We start from the raw sequence: 25,705 nt of genomic DNA, 5'->3' as shown, positions 1-25,705 counted from the left end.
TGCTACACGTCACGCCGCCACCGCCTGCTGCTGTCGGTTACGCAGCGGCACGGCGCGGACCGAGTTGCCGGGTTGCAGTTGCAGGCGTTTGGCGGTGAGCCGGTCGACGATCAGGCTGTTGCCGACCAGCCGCGCCTGGGCGGTGGTGATGCGGCAGTTTTCCAGGCGGCGGTTGTGGAGCAGCCACACCGGCGCCTGGTCGTCGGGCGTGCCGATGGCCAGTTCCAGGCATTGACTGTCACGCACCGTGCGGATTTTCGACACCGGGGCTTCGATCACCGGGCCTGCGTCGAAGATGTCGATGTAACCCTTATGAGCAAACCCCTCGGCAGTGAGGATCTTCAGCGCAGGTTCGGTGTGCGGGTGCGGCTTGCCGATCACCGCCTGGGCCTGTTCGGTGAGCAGGCAGGTGTAGAGCGGCTGGCGTGGCATCAGTTCAGCGATGAATGCTTTGTTGCCCAGCCCCGACAAATGATCGGCATGGCTGAAATCCATCTTGAAAAAATGCCGGCCCAGGCTGTCCCAAAACGGAGAGCAGCCTTGTTCGTCGGCACTGCCGCGCAGTTCGGCAATAAGCTTGTCGCCGAACAGGTGGGGGAACTCGGCAACGAACAGCAGGCGCCCCAGCGACAGCAACCGACCATTATTGCCGTGACGTTGATCGTGTCGCAGAAACAGCGAACAGATTTCAGATTGGCCGGTCATTTCGTTATTCAGAAACAACGTGGGGATCTGGCGCTGGATACCCAGATCCGGCGACGAGCTGACCGTCAGTCCGACCCGGTAGTTGTACCAGGGCTCCCGCAGGCCGACCGCCCCCGCCAGGGCACTGACGCCGACCACTTGTTGATCGTCGTCTTCAAGCACGAACAGGTAATCGGCATCCGCACGCTCGACCTGTTCGGCAAAGGTGCGCTGGGACCAGCGCACTCGGTGGGTCAGGCGTTCCTCACTGGCCGGCAGGGTGGTGACCCTGGGGGCGGCCCGTTGCACCAGATCCAGCAGGGCGGGCAGGTCGGTGACTTGAACCGGACGGACAATCATGATGCAGCTCCTTCTTCGCGCTTGTTCGGGCGCTGTCGTTGGGCACGGGGCCGGTGGCGGCTCACAGGGCGATCAACCGAATCGCACTGGCGTCGGTCACATTCAGGGCCGCGCACATCTCGGCGCTCAAGGCCACGGGTTGCCCGGCGTGGTAGTCCAGCTCGGCAACAATTGCGCGGTAGTCCTTCAACGAATCGTTGCTCACCAGGTAGTTGCTCACCAGGGAACTACCACGTGCATCAATGGCCGAGCCAGGCTGCACCGTGCCGGTCTGGCTTTGGGCGATGGAGCGAATGTTCGAGGTGCGTGCGTACAACGTCGGGCCACCGTCGAACAGGTCGATGTAGCTGTTGGTCTCGAAGCCTTCGCGTTCAAGAATGTCGAAGGCCTCCTGACCGTCAGGATGAATCCGGCCGATACATTCCTGTGCCGCCGGGGGCAGCATCGGCACGTAGATCGGGTATTGCGGCATCAGTTCGGCGAGAAATGTCCGGCTCTGCAGACCGCAAAGCCGCTCGGCCTCGACGTACGGCAGGTCGAAGAAATGCTTGCCCAGCGCATCCCAGAACGGTGACTGGCCCTGTTCGTCGCTGTAGCCAACGATTTCGGTGATCACCGCTTCGGCAAAGCGCGCCGTGTGTGCGGCGATGAACAGCAGCCGCGCCCGGGACAGCAATTCGGAAAACCGCGTGCGTTCCAGCGCCGCGTCGATATGGAAACCGCGCAGCAAAGTATGACCACTGAGGTCGTGGCACAACGACAGCGCCGGCACCCCGTGCTCAATGTTCAGCTCCCGTGAGGTGCTGGTGAAATGACGGTTGCGCAAACTGTAGAACGGCTCGTTGAACCCTGCGGTGGCGAGGATTTCCGAGCAGCCGACCAAATGGCGAGTCGTGAGATTGTCCAGCACGAAGAAATAGTTTTCCGGGCCAGGACCCTGGACGTCTTTCTCGAACGAAGCGCAGGAGGCGAGAATTTTCTCGCGCAGGCGTTCGGTGTCGTCCGGCAGGGACGTGACCCCCACCAGGCTGTCGCGCGCCAGTTGCTGCAACTGGGGCAGGTCGGTTAACTCCACTGGGCGTAAGACCAGCATGGATGTACTCCTGTATCAAAGGGTTCGGCGATTTGCACCGAACCTGACTATCACTGTCGGTTTCCACGCGTTAAATCGGCAGTCGCCTGAATTCATGTCAGACGCTGCCCTTTTTCTTGTCAGCCATTGCTTGGGTCGGGTAGGACCGTGCTGGCACCCAGTTTGTTGAGGAAGAATAGATAGACCAGCCCCAAGGCAATCCAGATCAGGCCGAGTTTCTGTGCATCGACGCCCATGTTGTACATTATGGCTGCGACGATGATGAAGCCGATCACCGGGCAGAGCAGGTGACGAATCACCTGGCCGGACTTCTGCCGACGCCAGTAATAGTTGATGACGGTCAGGTGCAGCAACATGAAGCCGCTCAGGGCGCCGAAGTTCACCAGGGAGGTGAGGGTGTCCACCGAGTTGATGAACAGGTAGCAGATCACCAGCGACAGCGCCGCCACCAGATAGATGCTCACATACGGCGTGTTGTGCTTCGGGTGCACCTTGGCCAGCACTTTCGGCAGTTTGCCGTCCCGGGCCATGCCGAACAGCAGGCGCGAAACCGCCGCTTGCGAAGTGATCGCGACCGCGACGCCCCAGGCCAGGGCGGTGGCTACGGCGGTCAGGGTCGCCAGCCAACTGCCAGCGGCGATTTCGGCGATTTCATAGAACGCGGTGTCGGCGGACTTGAAGCCCAGGCCGGCGGCCAGATCCGTGGCAATCCAGGTCTGCACCACGAAGATCACGCCCATCACCAGCAATGTAATCAGCGCAGCCTTGCCGACGCTGCGGCCCGGGTCGCCCTTGATCTCTTCGGCGAGGGTGGAAATCGCATCGAAACCGAGGAACGACAGCACCGCAATCGACACCGCTTGCATCAGCAGGGCGAAGTTGAATGTCTCGGGGTTGTACAGCGGCGCCAGAGTCAGCTCGCCGTTACCACCGCCGTTGTGCAGGGCATTCCAGGCATAGAACAGGAAGATCCCCAGCACCACCAGTTGCGCCAGTAGAAAGACGATGTTCATCCGCGCGGTGAAAGTAATGCCCCGCAGGTTGACGAAGGTGGCGCTGACCAGAAAGGCCAGGATGAAACCGACTTTCGGGATGTCCGGGTACAAATGATTCAGCGCCATCGCCGCATAAACGTAGAGCAGTGGCGGAATCAGCAAATAATCGAGCAGCATCAGCCAACCGGCGATAAACCCGACATGCGGGTTGAGGCCACGTTGTGCGTAGGAATACACGGAGCCCGCAATCGGAAAAGCCCGGGCCATGCTGCCGTAACTGAGGGCGGTGAACAGCATCGCCACCATGCCGATGATGTAGGCCAGCGGCACCATCCCCGGCGCTTCGGCGTTGACGTAACCATAAACGCCGAACGGGGCGATGGGGATCATGAAGATCATCCCGTACACCACCAGGTCCGTCAGTGACAGGCTGCGTTTCAATTCCTGCTTGTAGCCGAATTCTTCTATTTCCATGAAGCCCTTCTCCTTGATATGAAAGCAGCTGCACGCTGCGAGTTTGAAGCTATTGCTCTACAGCAGTGGCGCCAGATAGTCGGTCCAGCGACCGATGTCCTCGGGGGTGCGCAGCAGATCGTTGCGCACCTCGATCAACACTGACTCAAGCCCTCGTGCATCGCCGTGAACCGGCACGGTCATGTCACCCAGCGGATCGACTTTGTACGGTTGATTACCTGCGACTTTCAAGGGGTGCCGACTCAACCCGTCGATCACTCGCTGGGCGTACTCCCCGGCCTGTCCGTACAACACGCCGGCTTCCAGCGACCGTGGCTGGCCGTGATAAATCGGCGTGAAACTGTGAATCCCCACCACGCGAACCGGTCGACCTTGCGCCACACGGGCGTCGATCAAGGATTGCAGGCGTGCATGAAACGGCTTGAACAGGCAGTGCCGGCGATAGTCGCGGGTGGCCTCGTCCAGATCCCGATTGCCCGGCACCTGATAAATCTCGCTCTGCAACGGAATGCTGTCCGGCGCATGGCGCGGGCGATTGAGGTCGATCAACAGCCGTGAATAATTGGCCGCCAACAGGGTCGCGCCCAGTGCTTCGGACAACCCCTCGGCCAGCGCCAGGGCGCCGATGTCCCAGGCGATGTGTTCGCGGGCGGCTTCATGGCTCAAGCCCAGGTCATTCAACCCGGCCGGGATAAAACGACTGGCGTGTTCACACACCAGAATCAGCGGGTGCCCGGAGGCTTCCCGGGTCAGCGTGTACGCAGGCTGGGTATAGAGCCCCAGTTCGGCGGACTCAGTACAGGCGCGCATAGTGCTCACAAAGATCGGCGGGCGAGAGCTGTTCCGTCAGCCTCAGTTCCTCGGTTTTAAGGGCGAACCAGGTGTCCAGCAAGGCGCTCGGCAGGGCTTCGATCAGCGCCTCGCTGTTGCGCAGGCATTCCAGGGCCTGGGACAGGGACGCGGGCAGGGCGACGATGCCGCGGGCCTGGCGTTGCTCTTCGTTCAGGGAATCGGGGACTTCATCGGTGATCGCGTTCAGGGCCAGTTGCTGCTCTATGCCCAGACGCCCGGCGATCAGCAACGCGGCCATGGCCAGATGCGGCGAGGCGGTGGCGTCCATGGCGCGAAATTCCAGGTTGTACTGCGCCGCCACGGCTTTGCCGCCCAGGCTCACGGTGGGGCAAATCCGCAGCGCCGCTTCGCGGTTGCGTTGGCCGAGGCAGGCGTAGGAAGCGCTCCAGTGATGTGGCTGCAAGCGCCCGTAGGAAACCGGTGTCGGCGCGGTAAAGGCGCAGAGCGCTGGCAAATAGTGCAGAACGCCGGCGGCCCAATGCTGGCCAAGGGTCGACAGGCCGTTGGTGGTGCCGGCGTCGTACATCACCGGGTGGCCGGCCAGATCCTGCAGGCTCACGTGCAAATGCACGCCATTGCATACCGCCTGCTCGGAGGTCTTGGGCGCGAAACTCAGGTCCAGGCCCATTTGCCGGGCGATCTCACGGGTGATCTCGCGCACGTTCACCGCGCGGTCGGCAGCGGCGACGCCGAGGGCCGGGCGGCAGGTGATTTCGTATTGGTGCTTGCCGTATTCCGGCAGGAACATCTCTGGTTCTACACCGCCGGCACGCAGTGCGCTGAGCAACCAGCCGCCGAACTCGGCGCCCTGGCGCTGCGCCTCAAGAGAGAACGCCAGATGCTCAGCCGCGCCGCTGCCGAGGTTGAATTCATGTTCGAACGCGGCGTTGATCTGCAGTCCCAATTCGTCGCGATAACGCTCCACCTCGTTGCGCAATAGCGTGCGCGGGCAGGCACCCCACGGGCGGCCATCGGTTTCGCGAATGTCGCCGTGAATGAAGTCCAGCGCCGGGGCATTGGCGTCCGGGCCGTTGTTGACGGTTACACGGCTGCTCAAGTCGGGGATCAGCCGCAAGTCTCCATAAGCACCCCATGGATTGCTGGAGGCGATGATGTCTTGCGGGGTCAGGGCGCTGTTGGCCGGCACCCAGCCGCAGCCCGCCACTTGATAGGCTTCGAGCTCGTCCGTGGGAAAGGAACGGCCGCGCGTCACGCCGATCAGGTCGGTGGTGACGATCGTGGTCATGGGCAGTGGCGACAGGCGAGCGCTCATGGCTGCATCTCCTGCAACCGGCCGAGCACGGTCTGGGTGTCGGTGATCCAGCAGTAGCCCTTGATGGCGTTCAGGCAGGCGTGATGCCGTTGTTCGGTGTAGGTGGCGCAGGCATCTTCGACCAGCGTCACCAGGTAACCGCGGTCGGCGGCGTCGCGCACGGCCATGTCGACGCACTGGTCGGTGACGATGCCGGCGATGATCAGGTGGCGGGTTTCAAGGTTGCGTAGCACGTAGTCGATGTTGGTGGAGTTGAAGACCCCGGAAGAGGTCTTGGGCAGTACGATTTCGTTTTCGATCGGCGTCAGGTCATCGATGATTCGCGCTTGCGGGCTGCCCTTGGGCAGGTGCATGTCCGAGAGTTTGTGGTCCAGCGAACGGTCGCGACCATCGGCGGTGAGGCTTTCGATGAGCGTGTGCAGCACGTTTTGTCGTGCATTACGAAAGGCACTGAGCAACCGGCGTTGATTGGGCACCACTTGCATGTGGGCGCGGGTCAGAAAGTATTCGGCATCCGGCCCGTTGAGGTGCGGGTCGAACTGCGGCTCGAGCCAGGCACGCTGCATGTCCACCAGCAATAGTGCGGTGTGGTCGGCGGCAAACGGCAAGTCCCGGGGCGAGTGGTGGGGGAGCGTGAACATCCTTATTTATCCTCCAGCAGGTGAGTGTCGAAGTCGGTCCGCAGGGCGTCGATGCCTTCCAGGCGATCGGCCAGATCGGGGCTGCGCAGGGACAGGCAGGCAACCAGTGCTTCAACCTGGGCCAGCGCCGGAACCATCGAGTCGAAGGCCGACGCCGACTCCACCGGTGCACTGATGATCAGGTCGGCCATTTCTCGCAGCGGTGACGCGTAGATGTCGGTGAACAGCACGACCCGCGCATGTCGGCTCTTAGCGGCATGGGCGACCCGCAGGGCCTGGGACTGATAGCGGCGATAGTCGAATACCAGCACCACGTCCTGACGCTGCACGTCGAACAACCGGTCCGGCAATTGCGCGTTGTCTTCCAGGGCAAAACAGCCGGGCCGCAGCAGGCGCAGATGGTTGAGCAAATAGTTGGCGAGGAAACTGCTGAAGCGGCCACCAAAGCAATGGACCTGATGGCGGGTGTCGAGCAGCCATTCGATCAGAATTCGTACATCTTCGGGTTGAGTCAGCGCCTGGGTGTCGACCAATGCCCGATGACTGTTCGCCAGATAATGGCCCCAGGGATCATCTTTCTTGAGATGGGCACGGGGTTGCAACAGGGTACTGGGAGAGCGCAGGCGGTCATCCATGTCGCTGAGCAAGGCTTCCTGAAAGTCGGCATAACCGCTGAAACCAAGCTTCTTAACCAACCGCACGATGGTCGGATCGCTGACACCGGCATGTTCGGCCAGACGTGACATCGGGCCCAGCCCGTTACGCGGGTACTGATCCAGCAAGGCACGTATGACTTTGCGTTCCGACGGCGTGAGTTCCAGGTCGGGATCGGTGATCAGGTCTCTGAGAGAGGGCATCCGGGCTCCTGCTGGATGGGTGTGTCGGTTTCGTTTCATAAATTGCTAAAACAGTATTTATGTAACGTGTGCTACATGTCTAGTGAATTTTCGCATGGATTTTAAAAGCCGCAAAATGGGGCGAAAACCCCGTGCGCCGGGGGCTACGCGGATGTCGACTGACTTTGTAGGACATTGCCCATAGTGGTGTCAGAGATCGCTACTTATCGGGGATAAAATTGGGGCCGCCAACCCGATCGACTGCTTGAAACGAAGCGCCCTGGATCGCGCTTCTTGCGGCACAATGACCCGATTGTTCACGGCATCGTGCCGTTTTCCATCCTATCGACAGAGTGATCTTCCGTGCAGGCGACCCGCTTGACCCTGATGTGCCACGCTCGAACCGTCGCACAAAAATTGGCGTGTTTTCCTACGAATGAGCCGTTGGAAATGGATTGGCAATCGGCGAAGGGTTCGCGTTGCCGCCAGTTCAAGGGCACACCCCGTTTGCTCTGTGGCCCGGAACTGCGGACCCGGCAAACAGCGTCGCTGTTTGGCGACGACGTGGAGATTGTCGCGGCACTGGCAGATTGCGATTTCGGACGCTGGAAAGGCACGTCGATCGACGACCTGCAAACAACCGAACCGGAGACGCTCCAGGCCTGGCTCAATGACCCGACCTCGGCGCCTCACGGTGGAGAATCGGTGACGCAACTCGGTGAGCGGGTGGCTGCGTGGTTGAGTACCCTTGAGGCAACGCCGGGGCATATCGTTGCCATCACCCATCCTTTTGTCATTCGCGCCGCACTGATGCAGGTGCTGCAGGGCGCGGCGTTCAACCAGATCGACGTCGAACCGTTGTCGGCCATCGAGTTGCGGTTCAACGGTCGCTGGCGCCTACGCTTGATGGGCACGGACACTGAGGGAGCACGTTGATGAAAAAACTTCTGGTCATCGGTGTCGGCGCCGGCAACCCCGACTACATCACGATGCAGGCGGTGAAGGCGCTGAACCGCGTCGATGTGTTTTTCCTAATGGACAAGGGCCAGAGCAAAGACAAACTGATCGACCTGCGCCGCGAGATCTGTGAGCACTACATCACCGATCACGACTACCGCTTCGTCGAAGCCCACAGCCCGGAGCGGGAACGCGGGGATGTGGACTACAAGGCCAGTGTCGAAGACCTGAACCGCGCCAAGCAGCAGACCTTCGAGCGGCTGATCAACGAGGAAATGACCGACGACCAATGCGGCGGTTTTCTGGTGTGGGGCGATCCTGCGTTGTACGACAGCACCATTCGGATTCTGCAGGCGATTCTGGCGTCAGGCCGGTGTGTGTTCGAGTTCGAGGTGATCCCCGGGATCACCAGCGTGCAGGCGTTGGCGGCGCAACATAAGGTGCCGCTGAATCGCATCGGTCGCTCGATTGAAATCACCACCGGCCGGCGATTGGCGGCGGGGCAGGTGAGTGACGCCGACAGCCTGGTGGTGATGCTGGATGCGCAAGATGCCTACCATCACGTGGCCGATCAGGAGACAGAGATTTACTGGGGGGCTTACCTGGGGACGCCGGATGAAATCCTTATCAGCGGCAAGCTCAAGGATGTCGCGGATGAGATTGAGCGAGTGCGCAAGGCGGCGCGGCTGGTGCATGGGTGGATTATGGACACCTATTTGTTGCGCAAGTCTTGAAATAATGGGTGTCCGGGCGGACGCCTTCGCGGGCAAGCCTGGCTTCTACATTGGATCTGTGGTGACCACAAGACCACTGTAGGAACCAGGCTTGCCCGCGAAGAGGCCCTCAATAACACCTCAAAAAATCGCCTTTACCTCGCGCCCAAACCGCTCCCGATACACCGACGGCGGCACGCCGACTACACTGCGAAACGCCACCCGGAAACTCTCCACCGATCGATAACCGCAGTGCTGGGCAATCTGCTCGGTATTCTGGCGAGTGCTCTCCAGCAACTCACGGGCCCGGGCCAGGCGCTCATGTTGCAACCATGCCTTGGGCGGCAGGCCGCTGGCTTCGGTGAACCGCCGCAGGAACGTGCGTTCACTCATGGCCGCTTCGCTGGCAAGGTCGCGAACCTCCAGCGGTTCGTGCAGACGTTCCCGCGCCCATTGCATGACCCGCGACAGATCGTTGCGCGGCGTCGGGCTGACCGGTGACGGAATGAACTGCGCCTGGCCGCCGGTGCGTTGCGGCGACATCACCAACCGCCGCGCAACCGAGTTGGCCACCTGAGTGCCGAAATCCCGCGCGACCAGGTGCAGGCAGGCATCAATGCCCGCGGCGCTGCCGGCCGAGGTGATCAATTGGCCGGAATCAACATAGAGCACGTCCGGGTCCACCTGAATGTCCGGAAAACGTTCGGCCAGTTCCGCGGTGTAGCGCCAATGCGTCGTGGCGCCATGACCGTCGAGCAAACCGGTGGCCGCCAATACAAATACCCCGGAACAGATCGACAGCAATCGCGCCCCCCGGGCATGGGCCTGGCGCAGGGCGGCGAGCAAAGGTTCAGGCACCGCCGCGCTGCGGTCGCGCCAGCCGGGGATGATGATGGTCCGGGCTTCTTCAAGCAGTTCCATCCCGCCGTCGGCCAGCACCTGAATACCGCCCATGGCGCGCATCGGCCCTTGGTCGACGGCGACGATACGATGCTCATACCAAGGGAAATCGAACTCCGGCCGCGCCAGGCCGAAGATCTCCACGGCAATGCCGAATTCGAACGTGCAGAGGCCGTCGTAGGCCAGAATCGCGACCAATCCAGGGGTGGGCTGCATTTGGCGGAAAATTCCCGGTGAGTGTCTTGTGCGCCACTGTAGCGGCAAGCGCGGGGCAGATAAAGTCTTCCCACACCCACCGAGACTTTGGAGTACAGCCCATGCCCAGCCTGGTTCGCGAAATTCCCGCAGCCCCATCCGCCATTGCCCTGATGCATTTCAGCAACCGTCTGACTTTCGAAACCGATTGTTCCGACGTCTATGGCAGCCAACAGGCTGGCGAGGTGGATTTTGTCCTGGTGGACGTGCGTGGACCGTTGGCGTTCGAACGCGGCCATGTGCCGGGCGCGATCAACATCCCGGGCCGACTGATCACGGCTGACGGTTTGACGGCTTATTCGAAGACCACGCTGTTTGTGGTTTATTGCGCAGGGCCCCACTGCAACGGCGCCAACAAGGCCGCGGTGAAACTGGCGGCGCTGGGTTACCCGGTCAAGGAGATGATTGGCGGGGTGACCGGGTGGCAGGATGAGGGGTTTGAATTGAGTGTTGTGGTGCAACGGCCGGTCAGCACCGTGATCGGTTGCGAATGTTGATGTAGCCGAAAAGATCACAGGCTTCGCCAGCGACTACATTGACCGAGTACACCGGTGAAATTACGGCTGTACGTCCCCGGTAGGAGCTGCCGAAGGCTGCGATCTTTTGATCTTGATTCAAACCGCTGTCCGCGCCGCCCACCATTGGTCAAGCGTCACCTGCAACCAGCCAAACACGGCTGCGTAGGCAGCACTGTCCTGTGGTCCCCGAGGCAACGGCGATTCCTCGGCAAAGTGCTCATTGAGAATCGCCACCGATTCGGCATTCCACTCCGGGTGGAACTGCAACCCCACCCGCGTCGCCCCGACGCGATACATCTGCTGCTCACACACGTCACTGCTGGCCAGCAATTGCGCATCCTCGGGTAGATCGATCGCGTCTTCGTGCCATTCCAGCACCTTCAGCCTCTGGCCATCGGCAAAGGTCACGGTGGTCCAGCCCGTTTCGGGATGAGCCATCCGCCGCACATTGCCACCCAGGCTCAACGCCAGCAATTGCGCGCCCAGACAAATCGCAAACACCGCCGCGCCCTGAACCAGACTGCCTGCCAGCCACTGACGCTCCGCCTCCAGCCACGTCGGCCCGGCATTGGATTCGTAAGGCCCGCCCAACAGGATCGCGGGTGCCGAGCTCACCGGCGGCAACTGGCCGAGGTCGGCGCGAAACACATACAGCGTAATGCCACGGGACTGGGCCCATTCGGCAATGGCGCCAGGACCTTCGGCAGGATGGTGCTGGATCAGGTTCAACGTGGGCATCACGCTTCTCTTTTGGGAATGGGTTGGCGGGGTCAATGTGCCGCAAAAAAAGCTTCATCACCAGTGCGACTGTTCAGTCGGATTACACCCGAAACCTTGTAGGTTTTATCTGAAACAAGGGATTGTCCTACAGCCCTTGCACCACCGTGGCGCACGCTTCAAGTGCCTTGAATCCCGTGGCAGTTCTTCTATAAGTATTTGTCGCTTAAACGCAATTTGCCCTCCTGAAGCCGCTCTAGACTGCCGGCCACTTCGGTCTTCACTAACCGAAAGTTGCCAATCGAAAGCTGCCAATAAAAGCCTCCGCACACAGGAGTTATAAATGAAGAAGCGAGTGATGTTCGGTGCCCTGGCACTGTCGATGTTGTCCCTGACCGCCGTGGCCGATGAGGCCAAGCCGATTCGCCTCGGTATCGAAGCCGGTTACCCGCCATTTTCGATGAAAACCCCGGACGGCAAACTCACCGGTTTCGACGTGGACATCGGCGATGCGTTGTGTGAGCAGATGAAAGTGAAGTGCACCTGGGTCGAGCAAGAGTTCGATGGCCTGATCCCCGCCCTGAAGGTCAAGAAAATCGACGCGATCCTGTCGTCCATGACCATCACTGACGATCGCAAGAAGAACGTCGATTTCACCATCAAGTACTACCACACCCCAGCGCGCTTCGTGATGAAGGAAGGCACCGCCGTCAAGGATCCGCTGACCGAGCTCAAAGGCAAGAAAGTCGGTGTGTTGCGCGCGAGCACCCACGACCGCTTCGCCACTGAAGTACTGGTACCGGCCGGCATCGACCTGGTGCGCTACGGTTCACAGCAGGAAGCCAACCTGGACATGGTCGCCGGTCGCCTCGACGCGATGCTGGCTGACTCGGTCAACCTGGACGACGGTTTCCTGAAAACCGACGCCGGTAAAGGCTTCGCCTTCGTCGGCCCGACCTATGAAGACGCCAAGTACTTCGGCGGCGGTGCCGGCATCGCTGTGCGCAAGGGTGATAAAGAGCTGGCGGACAAATTCAACACCGCCATCACCGAAATCCGCGCCAACGGCAAGTACAAGCAAGTACAGGACAAGTACTTCGCTTTTGACGTTTACGGTCATTAATACGAATACGCCGTAGAAAAAAGTGGCCACTGTTGACGCGGTGGCCACTTTTTTTATGCGCTCTTTATAGTGATCTTGCGGTTCACACATTCAGGAGTCCCCATGCAACGCATCGACCATCCATTGCCCTGGAGCCATCTGGGGACTGAACGCACACTCAGCGTGTTTCGTTATGGCGCGGGCACTCGCAAGGTTTACATCCAGGCCAGCCTGCACGCTGACGAACTGCCGGGCATGCGCACCGCCTGGGAACTGAAGAAGCGTTTGAGCGAACTCGAAGCTTCAGGCCAGCTTCAGGGTGTGATCGAACTGGTGCCGGTGGCCAATCCCATCGGCCTCGATCAGCACCTGCAAGGCAGCCACATGGGCCGCTTCGAACTGGGCAGCGGCAAGAACTTCAACCGTTCGTTCGTTGAACTCAGCGCGCCGGTGGCCGAGTTGATTGGCGACCAATTGGGTGAGGATGCCCAGGCCAACATCGCGTTAATCCGCCAGACCATGGGCCAGGTGCTCGATGGTTTGCCGGCCGCGGCTTCTCAGCTGGAAGCCATGCATCGCTTGTTGTTGCGTCACGCTTGCGAGGCGGACATCACCCTCGATTTGCATTGCGATTTCGACGCGGCGATTCACCTGTATGCGTTGCCGCAGCATTGGCCGCAGTGGCGCTCCCTGGCGGCTCGCTTGAAGGCCGGGGTGGCGTTGCTGTGTGAAGATTCCGGTGGCAGCTCTTTCGACGAGTCGTGTTCTACGCCGTGGTTGCGTCTGGCGCGGGCCTTTCCTGAAGCGGCGATTCCGCCGGCCAATCTGGCGACAACGCTGGAGTTGGGCAGCATGGGCGATACCCGGGTCGATCAGGCTCAGGCCAATTGCGAGGCGATCCTGGGGTTCCTGGCCGAGCAGGGTTTCATCACCGGCACCTGGCCGGCCGCGCCGAGCGAATGCTGTGAAGGCATGCCGTTCGAAGGCACCGAGTACCTGTTTGCACCGCATCACGGGGTGGTCAGTTTTCTGCGTGATTCGGGTGAATGGGTGGAGCGCGGTGATGCATTGTTTGAAGTGGTCGATCCGCTGAACGATCGCGTCACCACTGTGTGTGCCGGGACCAGCGGCGTACTGTTTGCCATCGATCGCGGGCGCTACACACAACCGGGGACCTGGCAGGCGAAAGTCGCCGGGCGCGAGCCGATTCGGGTTGGGAAGTTGGTTAACGATTAAGGGGGCTTTCTCACCGATCGTTCCCACGCTCTGCGTGGGAATGCAGCCCGGGACGCTCCGCGTCCCAGAAGCCGAACGCGGAGCGTCCGTTGAGGCATTCCCACGCAGAGCGTGGGAACGATCGTTAGGCGGCGTATCCGGGAAGAGATGTTAGGCTTTGCCCCGAATCCTGCGCTCTGTGAAGGAAGGTTTATGTTGAAGGTACTCGCTCTGCTCACGCTCCTGGCGTCCACCGCCGTCCACGCTCAAGCTCCGTTGCACACCGATCTGCCGCTCAAGTACCTGGAGCAGGCCAACGCTGAATCCCGTAACCAACCCTTGGTGATTTTCCTGCACGGTTACGGCAGTAACGAGCACGACTTGTTCGACATCAAGGAAGAATTGCCGTCGCAGTACAACTACCTGTCGGTGAGAGCGCCGATGACGCTGGAAGAGGGCAGTTACCAGTGGTTTCGCCAGAAGGGCGAGGGCGCCTATGACGGCGAGACGGACGACCTGAAGGCCAGCGGCCAGGTGCTGCGGGATTTTGTCGCACAAGCGGCGAAGAAATATCACACCGAAGCGGACAAGGTATTCCTGGTGGGTTTCAGCCAGGGCGCGATGATGTCCTACGAGGTCGCGTTGCGTCATCCCGAGGCGGTAGGCGGGATTGCGGCGTTGAGCGGGCGCATCCTGCCGGTGCTCAGGTCCGAGCTCAAGCCGGATGAAAAACGCCAGCAGCTGGCGATTTTCATCGGTCATGGCACCGCCGACACACTCCTGCCCTACAACGACGGTACTGAGGCCGACAGCCTGTTGCAGCGCCTGTCACTCAAGCCCGAGTTTCATGCTTATCCGGGTGTCGGTCACAGCATCAGCGCCCCCGAGGTGAAGGATTTGAGCGCCTGGTTGCAGCGGCTCAATCCCTGAATCGGTCGGGTTTATTTGCCGCTGACGATTTGTTTGACCAGCGTTTCGTGGCCGGTTTTGTCGTTGGGTCGGGAAATGATCTGAACGATGGCCATGCGCGTGCCGGAAGCGGCCATCAACGTGCTGTCCAGCGTCATGCCACCGCCCTGGGTGGCGGTGCTGTCGATCTGCCGAAGGCCCAGGCCCGTGCCTTTCTGGGTCAGGCTTTTTTCGCTGGTTTTATTGAAATCCGGTAAAGCGTTGCGTTGCTCGGTGGCGAAGGCGGACACGGTGGCGTCGAGGAATTCACCGTCGTTGTCCTTGACGTTGGCGCCGCCGGGGATGGTGTTTTCAGCGGCGATCACCACGGTTTTGGTGGTCTGGTTGGTGTACATCGTGCCCGTCGCCCCGGCAGTGCCGGTGGCCGCATCGCCGGCCGGCAGCGGGTTGGCGATGAACCCCTTGGGCAGGGTGAAGGTGAACTTGCCGCCGAGCATCGAGACCTTCTGGGCCGGCGCTTTGTCGCTGGCAGTGGCCTTGGCCGCCTGCGCATTCAAGGCACCCAGGCTGGTAGCCGCCATCAGCAGCAGAACAACGGCTTTTTTACTCAACAATGACATTCAAACTCTCCGTGGGATGATCCGCGCTTTGATGGCGATCATCCCACGGATCGCGATTTGTAGCAGCTGCCGCAGCCTGCTGCGTTCTCACCTTGGACGCAATGCCAGCCGTTTGGTGATCACCAACATCCCCAACGACACGCCTACCCCTAAGACAAACCCCAGCCATCCCAACCTCGGCAACGCCAGCGCCAGCACCAGACAAAATGCCGCAAACGAATACATCCCGGTCGCCGTCGCCCTGAGCAAGGCAGCAGTAAACGCCGGCCCGCGAGTCTGTTGGGAGAAAATCGCCATCACACTGCCCAACACCGGGAATACCGCGAGCAGACCGCTCCAGCGTTCGCCGACGGTGCTGGCCAGCAACGTCACAGCCATGGTGAGCAGGGCACCGGCGATCATGCGCAGCAGCAGTTTGTCGGACTTCGGCGCCGGGCCTGAAACGATGGGCTGCACCGCGGGAAACAGGTACGGCGCGGCCAGCAATGCGGTAGCGGCGGCGATCACCGAAAACACCAGTGACGGCGGGATCAGCGACAGCACACCGGCAGCCAAGGCCCAGACCAGCAGCGAAATCGTCAGCGTCCACGGCCAGCTCAAGCGTTGTGCAATCTGGGCGTAGGTCACGCAGAAAGCAATCATTGCGAACATCGCTGACAGTGCCGCCGTTGCTGCCTGAGCGGCGAACATCACGCCTTGCTCGATGGTGAGAAAAAACAGAATCGGCCCGACCACCACCGGCAACCCGGACAGCCAACCGGCCACGCTTGGGCCCCAGCGTTTTCCGGCCAGGGAAATCAGCAACAGAAATCCCGGAATCACCAGCAGTTTGAGCATCAGCACGCACGCGTCTCCATTCGGTGTGAGCCGGCCACGTTAGCATTGTGGAGGATGAATTGCTCAGCGCGGCTGGGCGGGCCTGCGCGCGATGAACGATTACGCGGTATCCCGAGCAATTGATCGTTCCCACGCTCTGCGTGGGAATGCCTCACCGGACGCTCCGCGTCCGCTTTTTGGGACGCGGAGCGTCCCTGGCTGCATTCCCACGCAGAGCGTGGGAACGATCATGAGTAGGATTACCGCTCGATAGCTAGTGCTACACCTTGGCCGCCGCCGATGCATAACGTCGCCAAACCCTTCTTGGCATCACGCTTGATCATTTCATGCAGCAAGGTCACCAGCACCCGGCAACCCGAGGCCCCGATCGGATGGCCCAGGGCAATGGCGCCGCCGTTGACGTTAACCTTGTTCAAGTCCCATTCCAGATCCTTGGCCACCGCCAGAGATTGCGCAGCGAAAGCTTCGTTGGCTTCGATCAGGTCCAGTTGATCAATGGACCAACCGGCCTTGTCCAGGCAACGACGAGTGGCCGACACCGGACCGATGCCCATGATCGCCGGGTCGACGCCCGCGTTGGCATAAGCGGCGATCTTCGCCAGCACTGGCAGCCCCAGCGCCTTGGCTTTCTGCGCACTCATCAGAATCACCGCAGCGGCGCCATCGTTCAGCGAAGAAGCGTTACCGGCCGTCACTGAACCGTCCTTCTTGAAGGCGGCTTTCAGTTTGCCCAGGGAGTCGGCGGTGGTGCCGGCCCGAGGCTGTTCATCGGTGGCGAAGGACAGCGGATCGCCCTTGCGCTGGGGGATCAGGATCGGCGTGATCTCATCGGCAAACCGCCCGGCTTCGATGGCGGCCACGGCTTTCTGCTGCGAGGCGGCAGCGAAGGCGTCCTGTTGCTCACGGGTCAGGCTGTATTTCTCGGCCAGATTCTCAGCGGTGATGCCCATGTGGTAATCATTGAACGCATCCCACAGGCCATCGCTGATCATCGTGTCGACGATCTGCGCGTGGCCCATGCGCAAACCGGTGCGGGCGCCCGGCATGACGTAATTGGCCAGGCTCATGTTTTCCTGGCCGCCAGCGATGATCACTTCGGCATCGCCGCAGCGAATCGCCTGCGCTGCCAAATGCAGGGCTTTGAGACCCGAGCCGCAAACCTTGTTCAGGGTCATGGCCGGTACGGCGAAGGGCAGGCCGGCCTTGATCGCGGCCTGACGCGCCGGGTTTTGTCCGGCACCGGCGGTCAATACCTGGCCCATGATCACTTCATCGACCTGCGCCGGATCCAGACCGGTTTGCGCCAGCAACTGGCGGATCACCGCAGCACCGAGGTCAACCGCGGACACATTGGCCAACGCCCCCTGGAAGCTGCCAATGGCAGTGCGAGTGGCGGCAACAATCACGACTTCTTGCATGGAAAAATTCCTCACTGGGCAGCGAACTGCATTTGCGGGACGTGGTCAGGCACGATCAGTTTACCAGCGGTCTTGGCGACGATTTCCTCGACGCTGACGCCCGGCGCGCGTTCCTTGAGAACGAACGCGCCGTTGTGGATTTCCAGGTAGGCCAGGTCGGTCAGCACGCGTTTGATGCAACCGGCGCCGGTCAGCGGCAAGCTGCAACGCGACAGCAGTTTCGACTCGCCGTCCTTGGACGCGTGGGTCATGGTGACAATGATGTTATCCGCACCGGCCACCAGGTCCATCGCGCCGCCCATGCCCTTGACCAGTTTGCCGGGGATCATCCAGGAGGCGATATTGCCTTCGACGTCCACTTCAAACGCGCCCAGCACGGTCAGGTCGATGTGGCCGCCGCGAATCATTGCGAACGATTCGGCGGACGAGAAAATCGATGCGCCGATACGCGCGGTCACGGTTTGCTTACCGGCGTTGATCATGTCCGCGTCGACTTCGGCGTCGGTCGGAAAGGCGCCCATGCCGAGCAGGCCGTTTTCCGATTGCAGCATGACTTCCATGCCTTCGGGGATGTAGTTGGCGACCAGGGTCGGAATGCCGATACCCAGGTTCACGTAGTAGCCGTCCTGCATTTCGCGGGCGACGCGCTGAGCCATTTGTTCGCGGGAAAGTGCCATTGTTGTTGTTCCTTATTCGGTCTGGAGGCAGGGGGTCACTTACGCACGGTGCGCTGTTCGATGCGCTTTTCGAACGTGCCGCAAATGACCCGGTCGACGTAGATGCCAGGGGTGTGGATCTGCGACGGGTCCAGCTCGCCGGGTTCGACGATTTCTTCGACTTCGACCACGGTGATCTTGCCGGCGGTGGCGGCCAGCGGGTTGAAATTCTGGGCGGTGTGGCGATAGACCACGTTACCGAAATGGTCGGCTTTCCAGCCTTTGACGATGGCGAAGTCACCGGTGATGGATTCTTCCATCAGGTACTGGCGGCCCTTGAATTCGCGGACTTCCTTGCCATCGGCCACCGGAGTGCCGACGCCGGTCGCGGTGAAGAATGCCGGGATGCCGGCACCGCCTGCGCGCATTTTTTCGGCGAGGGTGCCTTGGGGGGTCAGGACGACTTCGATTTCGCCGCTCAGCAGTTGCTTCTCGAACAGCGCGTTTTCGCCGACGTAAGAGGCCACCACTTTGCGGATCTGCCGGTCTACCAGCAGCACACCAAGGCCGAAACCATCGACGCCGCAGTTGTTGGAGACCACGGTGAGATCACGCGTGCCGCGGTGCTGGATCTCGGCGATGAGGTTTTCCGGAATCCCGCACAGACCGAAGCCGCCGGAAATCACAGTCATGCCGTCTTCAAGACCTGCCATCGCTTCCTCATAGGAATACACGCGCTTGTCGAACCCTGCCATATGCACCTCTTTTATTCTTTGTGGGCGGCTGGCTAGCCGGATGGGGAGGGAGTGTCTCGCTGGAGGATTTATTTGTTAAGTTGATTTTTAAGGTTGATTGATAGATAAAACTCACTAATTAATTTCTACCTCGTTGGGAACAGTGGCCATGACCGTCAAACAGATCCGCGCATTCCTGGCCGTGGCCCAGAGTTTGAGTTTTGCCGTGGCGTGCGAGCGGCTGCACCTGTCCCAGTCGGCGTTGAGCCTGACCATCAAGGCGCTGGAGGAGGGCCTGGGTGGGCGCCTGTTCACGCGCAATACCCGCAACGTCGCACTGACTGCCGAAGGCGAATCGCTGCTGCCACTGGCTCGTCGATTGATCGCGGACTGGGACAACGCCGAGGATGAACTGCGCCAACGCTTCACCCTCCAGCGCGGCCGCGTGACCCTGGCGGCGATGCCATCGTTTGCCGGCAACCTGCTGCCGCCGATCCTCAAGACCTTTCGCGCGCGTTATCCCAAGGTCAACGTCACGGTGAACGACGTGATCAACGAGCAGGTGCTGGAAATGGTCCGCGACCGCCAGGTGGAGTTGGGCGTGGCATTTGAACCGACCCAGAGCTCGTCGCTGGAATTTACCCCGTTGTACATCGACCGGTTTGTGGCGGTGGTGCCGCTCGACTCACCGCTGGCGCAGCTGAACGACATTGATTGGCAGACCTTGCTCAAGGAACCGTTCATTACCTTGCAGCGACCCTCGACGGTGCGGGTGATGCTCGAAGAGCACCTGCAGGCGCGGGGCATGAAGCTGCCGGTGGAATTTGAAAGCCATCAGTTGGCGACAGTCGGGCGGATGGTGGCCAGCGGATTGGGTGTGAGCGCGGTGCCGGCCTTGTGCGCCGGGCAGATGCGCGAACTGGGCGCGCGTTGCATTACCCTGCGTGACCCGGTGGTGGAGCGGGCGATCGGGGTGCTGACGACGGGGCATGAACTGTCGGCGGCGGCGCAGGCGTTGTTCGATATTCTCAAGGCCGAGAACCTTGGCCAACAATTGTCCACGCAATAAGTGTGGGAGCGGGTTAGCCTGCCCGGGTGATGATTCTGTCCTTATTTACGCGCCTCCAGAATAAGGTTGAACGGCGTTTCCGTGGCCCGCCGGAACTGGGTGAATCCCGCTTCGGTGAAGACCTTGCGCAACCGTGCCTCACCCGCCTGGGCACCGAGCCCGAGGCCGACTTCCTGGGACAGTGAGTTGGGCGTGCAGATAAAGGTCGAGGCCGCGTAGAACAGTCGTCCCACTGGAGTGGTGTTGGCATCGAGCGTGTCGTTGGCGAAGGGCTCTACCAGCAGCACCGAGCCATCGGGTTTGAGCGATTCATAGGCATGCTTTGCGGCACCGACCGGGTCACCCATATCGTGCAGGCAGTCGAAGTAGCAGACCAAGTCATAGTCGCCGCCCGGATAGCTCTTGGCGGTGCCCTGGAAGAACCGTGCCCGGCCGGACACGCCACCTTCTTCGGCGCGCTGGGTGGCGACGGTGACCGAAGGCGCGTGGTAATCGAAACCGACGAACCGTGAATTCGGAAACGCCTGGGCCATGATCACGGTCGAGGCGCCGTGGCCGCAGCCGATGTCCGCCACCTTGGCGCCGGTTTCCAGTTTGGCGACCACCCCGTCGAGGGCCGGCAGCCATTCGTTGACCAGATGCGCCTTGTACCCTGGGCGGAAAAACCGTTCGGTGCCGCTGAACATGCACGGATGGTGATCGCCCCAGGGCAGGGCGCCATTGCCGCGCATGGCGTTGACCAGTTTGTCCTTGTCATGGAAAAACGACGCAACCACGCCGATACCGCCGGCCACATAGACCGGTGAATCTTCGATCGCCAGCGCCAGGGCTTGCTCTTCGGGCAGGCGGAACTGGCCGTCGCGGTGCTCCATGTAACCGGAGGCGGCGTGGGCGCTGAGCCATTCACGCAGCAGACGGGTGTTGCAGCCGGTCTTTTCGGCGAGTGCTTCGGGGGTGACTGGCTGACTGTCGGCCATGGCCCGGTAGAGGCCGAGTTCTTCGCCGAGGATGACGTTGGCGAGCATCGCCGCGCCGCCCATGTCGTTCACCAGTTTGCCCATGAAATCATTGAGTCTGGCCTCGTCCATCATGTGTGCTCCTTCAGCAGGATCAGGGCCCAGAGGCATTGTTTGTTTGTCGAGGCATGCACCTTTGGGCGGTGATCGTGGGAATGAACAGGACGATAACGGCGTCCTGGACCCCTGCGGGGGGTAATCAATAAGTCTAGTTCGTGTATCTCACTGTATCTGACTGCCTGTCCGATACAGTGGCCCCAGAAGAGCGGCGTTTGTGAACACAGTCCCGACACACCGCGGCGCTTGACTGGGCCTGCCGGCCGGCACTGAGTTTTCAGACGCTGGAGACCGGATCCCAGGATGAGATCGACACCATGCAGACTCCCCTCACATCAGCGAAGGCGACCGTCGGGCTAGGCTTGCGCCGCGGCTTAATAAAGGACCTTCAAGCGGCCCCGGTGGGCGCTTTCGACTTTCTGGAGGTCGCGCCAGAAAACTGGATCGGCATCGGAGGCGCTCATGGCGCGGCGTTTCGCGCCTTGGCCGAACGCTATCCGTTGTCCTGTCACGGCTTGTCATTGTCGTTGGGTGGGCCGGCGCCGCTGGACGTTGGTTTCCTGCAGGAAGTGCGGGTTTTCCTCGATCACCACAAGGTACCGCTGTACAGCGAACACCTCAGCTACTGCAGCGATGACGGGCATCTTTACGATCTGCTGCCGTTGCCGTTTACCGAAGAAGCGGTGCGCCACGTCGCCGCCCGAATTCGCCAGTCACAAGACATTCTCGGTCGGCGCCTGGCAGTGGAAAACGTCTCCTACTACGCCGCGCCCCGGCAGGACATGGACGAACTGACGTTCACCAACGCAGTGCTGCGCGAAGCCGATTGCGACCTGCTGCTGGACGTCAACAATGTCTACGTCAACTCGATCAATCACGGCTTCGATCCGCAGACGTTTCTGGCCGGCATCGACGCGGGGAGGGTGGTTGCCATGCATGTGGCGGGGCACTTTGATGAATCCGACACGCTGAAGATCGACACCCATGGGGCCTCGGTCAAACCGGTGGTCTGGTCGTTGCTGGCCGAGGCGTATGCGCGGTTTGGTGTGCAACCGACACTGCTGGAACGGGATTTCAACTTTCCGGCGTTCTCTGAGTTGGTGAGCGAATTACAGACCATTCGCCGGCTGCAACAAGGTGAACACCGTGGATAAGCCGAGTTTGTATCAGCAGCAAAACACATTGACCCGCTACCTGCGCGACCCCGACCAGTGTGCGCCACCCGCCGAGATGGACGTGGCACGGGCACAGGTTTATCGCGACCTGGTGTTTTCAAATTTGTCGTCGTTGATTAGCGGCACCTTTCCGGTGTTGGTGAAGATTCTTGGCGATGATCATTGGCGTGTATTGATGCGGATTTTTCTGCGGGACCACCGCGCTCAAACGCCAAAATTCGGCGAGATCGCCCAGGAGTTTGTCGAGTTCCTCGCCTCCGAGCCACAGGCGTTGAACGATGGAACGTGGCCGCCATTCATGGTTGAGCTGGCGCATTACGAATGGGTCGAAATGGCCCTGCAACAATCCGACGCCGAGCCGTTGCCGGCCAGCGATGCGGGGTTGCTGCTGGATCGACCGTTGCAGATTTCGCCGTTGGCCTGGCCGTTGGCGTATGGCTGGCCGGTGCAGTTGGTGGGGCCGGATTACCTGCCGGACTCGCCGCCGGCTCAGTCGACGTTGCTGTTGGTTCGTCGAGACGAGGACTGGAGTGTGCGCTTCTCGGAACTGAGCCCGTTGGCGTGGCGGTTGTTGCAGCGGATCGGCGAGTTGCCTCAGCTCGATGGCCGAGCGCAGCTGGAAGGGCTGGCGGTGGAGGCGGGGACGGTTGCGTCGCCGGAGTTCATCGATAGCGGGTTGGCGTTATTGCGGCAGATGCATGGGGAAGGGGTGATCGGTATAGCGGAATTTAGTCGCTTGTAATTGGAGGGCGGTTGCGGGCTCCGCCTTCGGAATAAGGTTGCTGAACGATCGTTCCCACGCTCTGCGTGGGAATGCAACCCGTGACGCTCTGCGTCACATCGGTGTCTGGCTCGACAGCGGCGGTGGGGCTGGAACGCGAAGCGTCCCTTGAGGCATTCCCACGCGGAGCGTGGAACGATCAATACACCACGCCTACATTGGATTGGTGGTGTTTATTGGGGCTTCGGCAACCTGAGCTCCGCACACAACCCACCGCCCTCGCGATTGCTCAAGGTCAGCGACCCGCCAATCGCCAGCGCCAATTGCTGCGCAATCGCCAACCCCAACCCGGTCCCGCCGGTGCTGCGGTTACGCGAATTCTCCACGCGGTAGAACGGCTCCATCACCTGCGCCAATTCCTCTTTGGCAATCCCCGGCCCACGGTCCATGACCTTCACCGACAAGCTGTCATCAGCCTTCGTTTCCACCCACAGCTCTGCCGCGCCGGCGAATTTCAGCGCGTTGTCTATCAGGTTCACCAGTACCCGCCGCAAAGCATGGGGCCGGGTGTTGATCACGGCTGCGCTTTTACCATCGAGCTGCACATTTTTGCCCATGTCCTGATAGTCGAACACCAGGCTGTCGAGGAATGAATCCAGATCGGTGCGGCGACTTTCCTCGGTGGCACCATGGATGCTGCGGGCATAGGCAACGCCTTCGCGCACCAGGTGTTCCATCTCGCCGAGGTCATTCCACAATTTGTCTTTCTCGCTGGAATCATCCATGAATTCGGCGCGCAGTTTCATGCGGGTGATCGGGGTTTGCAGGTCGTGGGAAATCGCCGCCAACAGTTGCATGCGTTCCTTGAGATAAGCCGCAATACGCGCCTGCATCGCATTGAACGCCCGGGCGGCGTAGGCGACTTCGGTCGGGCCTTTTTCATCCAGGTGCACGGCGTGGGTGTTGGGGTCGAGGGTTTCCACCGCTTGGGCGAGGCGGGTGAGTGGGCGGATGGCGATTCTCACGGCCAGCCAGGTGCAGGCAATCATCAGCGCCAGTTGCCCCAGCAACACCGCCGGCAACCACGGCGACAACGGTACCATTGAAGGCCGCACATCGATGGTGACAGGGCTGCCGTCCTTCAGTTTCAGGTGGGCCTGGAAGTGTTTTTTCGGGCCGGGGATGTCGGTGAAGGTCAGCGGGTAATCATCGCCGATGGCGTCCTGAATCGAGGTCACTGCAATCGGCACATTGCGGGCTGGCATCGGCGTGCCCGGCGAGCCTTCATTCAGCAGATAGCCATAGTTGGTGCGTTCCAGGCGTTGTAGCCAGCTCATACGCTCGTTGGCGGGCAAGCGGTCGAGGATGGCGAGCGAGGTCGAAACATCGGTTTCCAGATTGCCCAACATCGTATTTTTCGCACTTTCGTAACGCTCGTAGTACTGAGCGCCAAAGGACAGCGCCTGGGCGAGGATCAGGCCAATCAGGAAAATCAGCGACAACCGCGAGGCCAGCGTACGAGGCCAGTGCAGCGCAAGATTCATGACGGTGCACCGAGCACTTCCACCGGCAGCGAAAACACATAGCCTTCACTGCGTACGGTCTTGATGTAGGCCGGTTCCCGGGCATCGTCGAGCAGACGCTGACGCAAGCGGCTCACCAGCAAATCGATGGAGCGGTCGAACAGATCGGCGTCGCGGCCTTGGGTCAGGTTGAGCAATTGGTCGCGATTGAGCACCCGCTGAGGATGATCCAGGAACACTCGCAGCAGGCGATATTCCGCACCGCTGAGGGCGACCATGGTGCCGTCCTGATCCAGCAGATGCCGGGCCGAGGTGTCCAGGCGCCAGCGACCGAACGCCAGCAGGCGACCGCTTTCGGTGATCACCAGATTCGGCGGCAGCATCCGCGTGCGGCGTAGCACGGCGTTGATGCGGGCGAGCAGTTCACGGGCGGCGAACGGCTTGACCAGGTAATCGTCGGCACCCATTTCCAGGCCGATGATGCGATCGGTTTCATCGTTGCGAGCGGTGAGCATCAGCACCGGCGTGGCTTTGTGTTTGCCGGCGCGAAGTTCGCGGCAGAGCACCAGGCCATCGTCGCCCGGCATCATGATGTCGAGCACAATCAAGTCCACCGGCGTGGACTCCAGAAACGAGCGCATTTGCCGTCCATCCGCCACCACGGTGGTGCGCAGACCGTTCTTCTTCAGGTAGTTGCCTACCAGTTCCCGGATCTCGCGGTCATCGTCCACGATGAGAATGTGATCGACGTGTTCCATGAGCCAAGCCTCTAAATGGGGGATATCGCGCAGTCTATCGAGCCTCGGCTCGCTCGCCTGCCGCCGATTGTATTGCAGTGTATCTGGTGTATCGGCAGATACACGGGGACGCAAAAAACCGCCGATTTCAGTGGTTTTGTATCGCTGTGTATCGCAGGCCTGCGCGGATACACAGCGATTTACCCGCGCCAGTTCTGGACACAGACGGGATACCTCACGGGTTTCAAATAGGTTCCATCGAGGCAAACCCAACCGCCTCGCTCAATCAACGATTGACCTATTGAAGCCCAGAGGAAATCACCATGAACACCAAAGCCATCTACGCGGCCTGCCTGTTTGCCGCCCTGAACATCTGCACCTTGTCGGCCCGCGCCGAAGCCGACGTCACCCCTCAAACCTACACCTATGGCACGCACCTGGACATCCAGAAAGTGCTGTCGATGAAACAGGACGCCAGCCCTGCCTGCGGGATTGTGAATGCCCGGATGACCTACCTGGATTCCCAAGGCAAAACCAAGGTTCTGGATTACAGCAAATTCGCTGACGGCTGCAACGAAGGTAACTGAGTCCTTCGACGACCCCAATTCCCGCAGTTCCTGTGTGGGAGCGAGCCTGCTCGCGATGACG

27 protein-coding genes are annotated in these 25,705 nt (G+C 60.9%); 10 read left to right on the top strand and 17 right to left on the bottom strand.

The window, feature by feature from the left end; genetic code table 11:
- Window positions 1-9 precede the first annotated feature (9 nt).
- From astA to MMG91_RS03070, 7 genes are all read right to left on the bottom strand, one after another.
- A complete protein-coding gene (gene astA / locus MMG91_RS03100) occupies window positions 10-1,044 on the bottom strand; it encodes an arginine N-succinyltransferase (protein WP_305449220.1) in 1,035 nt (344 codons plus the stop codon).
- 61 nt (window positions 1,045-1,105) lie between these two features.
- Entirely contained in the window at window positions 1,106-2,137 is a 1,032-nt protein-coding gene (locus tag MMG91_RS03095) for an arginine N-succinyltransferase (RefSeq protein ID WP_310658697.1), read from the bottom strand.
- A gap of 119 nt (window positions 2,138-2,256) precedes the next feature.
- Window positions 2,257-3,606 carry an APC family permease gene (locus MMG91_RS03090; protein WP_305449222.1) on the bottom strand — a complete coding sequence of 450 codons (1,350 nt, stop codon included), beginning with the start codon at window positions 3,604-3,606 and terminating at the stop codon, window positions 2,257-2,259.
- A gap of 57 nt (window positions 3,607-3,663) precedes the next feature.
- A complete protein-coding gene (locus MMG91_RS03085; RefSeq protein WP_310658696.1) occupies window positions 3,664-4,416 on the bottom strand; it encodes an N-formylglutamate amidohydrolase in 753 nt (250 codons plus the stop codon).
- Window positions 4,400-5,731, bottom strand: a complete 1,332-nt coding sequence (locus tag MMG91_RS03080) for a glutamine synthetase family protein (protein WP_310658695.1) — start codon at window positions 5,729-5,731, stop codon at window positions 4,400-4,402. The genes MMG91_RS03085 and MMG91_RS03080 overlap by 17 nt, the downstream gene beginning before the upstream one ends.
- Window positions 5,728-6,372, bottom strand: a complete 645-nt coding sequence (locus tag MMG91_RS03075) for an isochorismatase family cysteine hydrolase (protein WP_305506101.1) — start codon at window positions 6,370-6,372, stop codon at window positions 5,728-5,730. The genes MMG91_RS03080 and MMG91_RS03075 overlap by 4 nt, the downstream gene beginning before the upstream one ends.
- Before the next feature lie 2 nt (window positions 6,373-6,374).
- Window positions 6,375-7,229 (bottom strand): MurR/RpiR family transcriptional regulator, encoded by an 855-nt coding sequence (locus MMG91_RS03070; protein WP_305449226.1) that lies wholly within the window; start codon window positions 7,227-7,229, stop codon window positions 6,375-6,377.
- A 342-nt stretch (window positions 7,230-7,571) separates the two neighbouring features.
- On the opposite strand from MMG91_RS03070, the gene MMG91_RS03065 reads away from it, so the two are divergent.
- Window positions 7,572-8,144 (top strand): histidine phosphatase family protein, encoded by a 573-nt coding sequence (locus MMG91_RS03065; protein WP_305506105.1) that lies wholly within the window; start codon window positions 7,572-7,574, stop codon window positions 8,142-8,144.
- Window positions 8,144-8,899 carry a precorrin-6A synthase (deacetylating) gene (cobF, locus tag MMG91_RS03060; RefSeq protein ID WP_305506107.1) on the top strand — a complete coding sequence of 252 codons (756 nt, stop codon included), beginning with the start codon at window positions 8,144-8,146 and terminating at the stop codon, window positions 8,897-8,899. The genes MMG91_RS03065 and cobF overlap by 1 nt, the downstream gene beginning before the upstream one ends.
- 120 nt (window positions 8,900-9,019) lie before the next feature.
- Here cobF and ftrA read toward each other — a convergent pair whose 3' ends face one another.
- Window positions 9,020-9,994: a transcriptional regulator FtrA gene (gene ftrA, locus MMG91_RS03055; protein WP_310658694.1), complete on the bottom strand. Its 975-nt coding sequence runs from the start codon at window positions 9,992-9,994 to the stop codon at window positions 9,020-9,022.
- A gap of 101 nt (window positions 9,995-10,095) precedes the next feature.
- Between ftrA and MMG91_RS03050 the strand changes: the two genes are divergently transcribed.
- Complete coding sequence (locus MMG91_RS03050) at window positions 10,096-10,530, top strand: rhodanese-like domain-containing protein (RefSeq protein WP_310658693.1); 435 nt, start codon at window positions 10,096-10,098, stop codon at window positions 10,528-10,530.
- Between the two features lie 117 nt (window positions 10,531-10,647).
- On the opposite strand, the gene MMG91_RS03045 is transcribed toward MMG91_RS03050, so the two are convergent.
- A complete protein-coding gene (locus tag MMG91_RS03045; protein WP_310658692.1) occupies window positions 10,648-11,289 on the bottom strand; it encodes a type 1 glutamine amidotransferase in 642 nt (213 codons plus the stop codon).
- Window positions 11,290-11,611: 322 nt separating this feature from the next.
- Between MMG91_RS03045 and MMG91_RS03040 the strand changes: the two genes are divergently transcribed.
- The 3 genes from MMG91_RS03040 (at window position 11,612) to MMG91_RS03030 (ending at window position 14,515) form a co-directional block, all read left to right on the top strand.
- On the top strand, window positions 11,612-12,391 hold the full coding sequence (locus MMG91_RS03040; RefSeq protein ID WP_305506115.1) for an ABC transporter substrate-binding protein: 780 nt from the start codon (window positions 11,612-11,614) through the stop codon (window positions 12,389-12,391).
- 102 nt (window positions 12,392-12,493) lie between these two features.
- Window positions 12,494-13,606: a M14 family metallopeptidase gene (locus MMG91_RS03035; protein ID WP_310658691.1), complete on the top strand. Its 1,113-nt coding sequence runs from the start codon at window positions 12,494-12,496 to the stop codon at window positions 13,604-13,606.
- Between the two features lie 192 nt (window positions 13,607-13,798).
- Entirely contained in the window at window positions 13,799-14,515 is a 717-nt protein-coding gene (locus MMG91_RS03030) for an alpha/beta hydrolase (protein WP_305506119.1), read from the top strand.
- A gap of 11 nt (window positions 14,516-14,526) precedes the next feature.
- Here the strand turns inward: MMG91_RS03030 and MMG91_RS03025 are convergent, their stop codons facing one another.
- From MMG91_RS03025 to MMG91_RS03005, 5 genes are all read right to left on the bottom strand, one after another.
- Window positions 14,527-15,114, bottom strand: coding sequence for a hypothetical protein (locus MMG91_RS03025; RefSeq protein ID WP_201060113.1), 588 nt, complete (start codon window positions 15,112-15,114; stop codon window positions 14,527-14,529).
- Between the two features lie 87 nt (window positions 15,115-15,201).
- Complete coding sequence (locus MMG91_RS03020; RefSeq protein WP_310658690.1) at window positions 15,202-15,957, bottom strand: hypothetical protein; 756 nt, start codon at window positions 15,955-15,957, stop codon at window positions 15,202-15,204.
- Window positions 15,958-16,190: 233 nt separating this feature from the next.
- Entirely contained in the window at window positions 16,191-17,369 is a 1,179-nt protein-coding gene (locus MMG91_RS03015; RefSeq protein ID WP_310658689.1) for an acetyl-CoA C-acetyltransferase, read from the bottom strand.
- An 11-nt stretch (window positions 17,370-17,380) separates the two neighbouring features.
- Window positions 17,381-18,046, bottom strand: coding sequence for a CoA transferase subunit B (locus MMG91_RS03010; protein WP_310658688.1), 666 nt, complete (start codon window positions 18,044-18,046; stop codon window positions 17,381-17,383).
- Between the two features lie 35 nt (window positions 18,047-18,081).
- Window positions 18,082-18,780, bottom strand: coding sequence for a CoA transferase subunit A (locus MMG91_RS03005; RefSeq protein ID WP_007896014.1), 699 nt, complete (start codon window positions 18,778-18,780; stop codon window positions 18,082-18,084).
- Between the two features lie 148 nt (window positions 18,781-18,928).
- Here MMG91_RS03005 and MMG91_RS03000 point away from each other — a divergent pair, with 148 nt between their 5' ends.
- A complete protein-coding gene (locus tag MMG91_RS03000) occupies window positions 18,929-19,828 on the top strand; it encodes a LysR substrate-binding domain-containing protein (RefSeq protein WP_310658687.1) in 900 nt (299 codons plus the stop codon).
- Window positions 19,829-19,869: 41 nt separating this feature from the next.
- On the opposite strand, the gene MMG91_RS02995 is transcribed toward MMG91_RS03000, so the two are convergent.
- Window positions 19,870-20,916, bottom strand: a complete 1,047-nt coding sequence (locus tag MMG91_RS02995; protein ID WP_310658725.1) for a class I SAM-dependent methyltransferase — start codon at window positions 20,914-20,916, stop codon at window positions 19,870-19,872.
- Between the two features lie 302 nt (window positions 20,917-21,218).
- On the opposite strand from MMG91_RS02995, the gene MMG91_RS02990 reads away from it, so the two are divergent.
- Entirely contained in the window at window positions 21,219-22,055 is an 837-nt protein-coding gene (locus MMG91_RS02990; RefSeq protein WP_310658686.1) for a DUF692 domain-containing protein, read from the top strand.
- The gene (locus MMG91_RS02985; RefSeq protein WP_310658685.1) at window positions 22,048-22,818 is read left to right on the top strand and encodes a putative DNA-binding domain-containing protein; all 771 of its coding nucleotides are present in this window, start codon (window positions 22,048-22,050) and stop codon (window positions 22,816-22,818) included. Before MMG91_RS02990 ends, MMG91_RS02985 begins: the two co-directional genes overlap by 8 nt.
- Before the next feature lie 212 nt (window positions 22,819-23,030).
- On the opposite strand, the gene MMG91_RS02980 is transcribed toward MMG91_RS02985, so the two are convergent.
- The gene (locus tag MMG91_RS02980; protein ID WP_310658684.1) at window positions 23,031-24,341 is read right to left on the bottom strand and encodes a HAMP domain-containing sensor histidine kinase; all 1,311 of its coding nucleotides are present in this window, start codon (window positions 24,339-24,341) and stop codon (window positions 23,031-23,033) included.
- Entirely contained in the window at window positions 24,338-25,078 is a 741-nt protein-coding gene (locus tag MMG91_RS02975) for a response regulator (protein WP_008011892.1), read from the bottom strand. Before MMG91_RS02975 ends, MMG91_RS02980 begins: the two co-directional genes overlap by 4 nt.
- 302 nt (window positions 25,079-25,380) lie before the next feature.
- Between MMG91_RS02975 and MMG91_RS02970 the strand changes: the two genes are divergently transcribed.
- The gene (locus MMG91_RS02970) at window positions 25,381-25,644 is read left to right on the top strand and encodes a DUF2790 domain-containing protein (RefSeq protein WP_310658683.1); all 264 of its coding nucleotides are present in this window, start codon (window positions 25,381-25,383) and stop codon (window positions 25,642-25,644) included.
- Window positions 25,645-25,705 lie beyond the last annotated feature (61 nt).

Origin of the sequence: Pseudomonas sp. JL3 (assembly GCF_031570575.1) — a bacterium.
Lineage (GTDB): Bacteria > Pseudomonadota > Gammaproteobacteria > Pseudomonadales > Pseudomonadaceae > Aquipseudomonas > Aquipseudomonas cucumis.
Note: the sequence above shows the minus strand (reverse complement) of the source record. Positions and strands in the feature narration are given on the sequence as shown.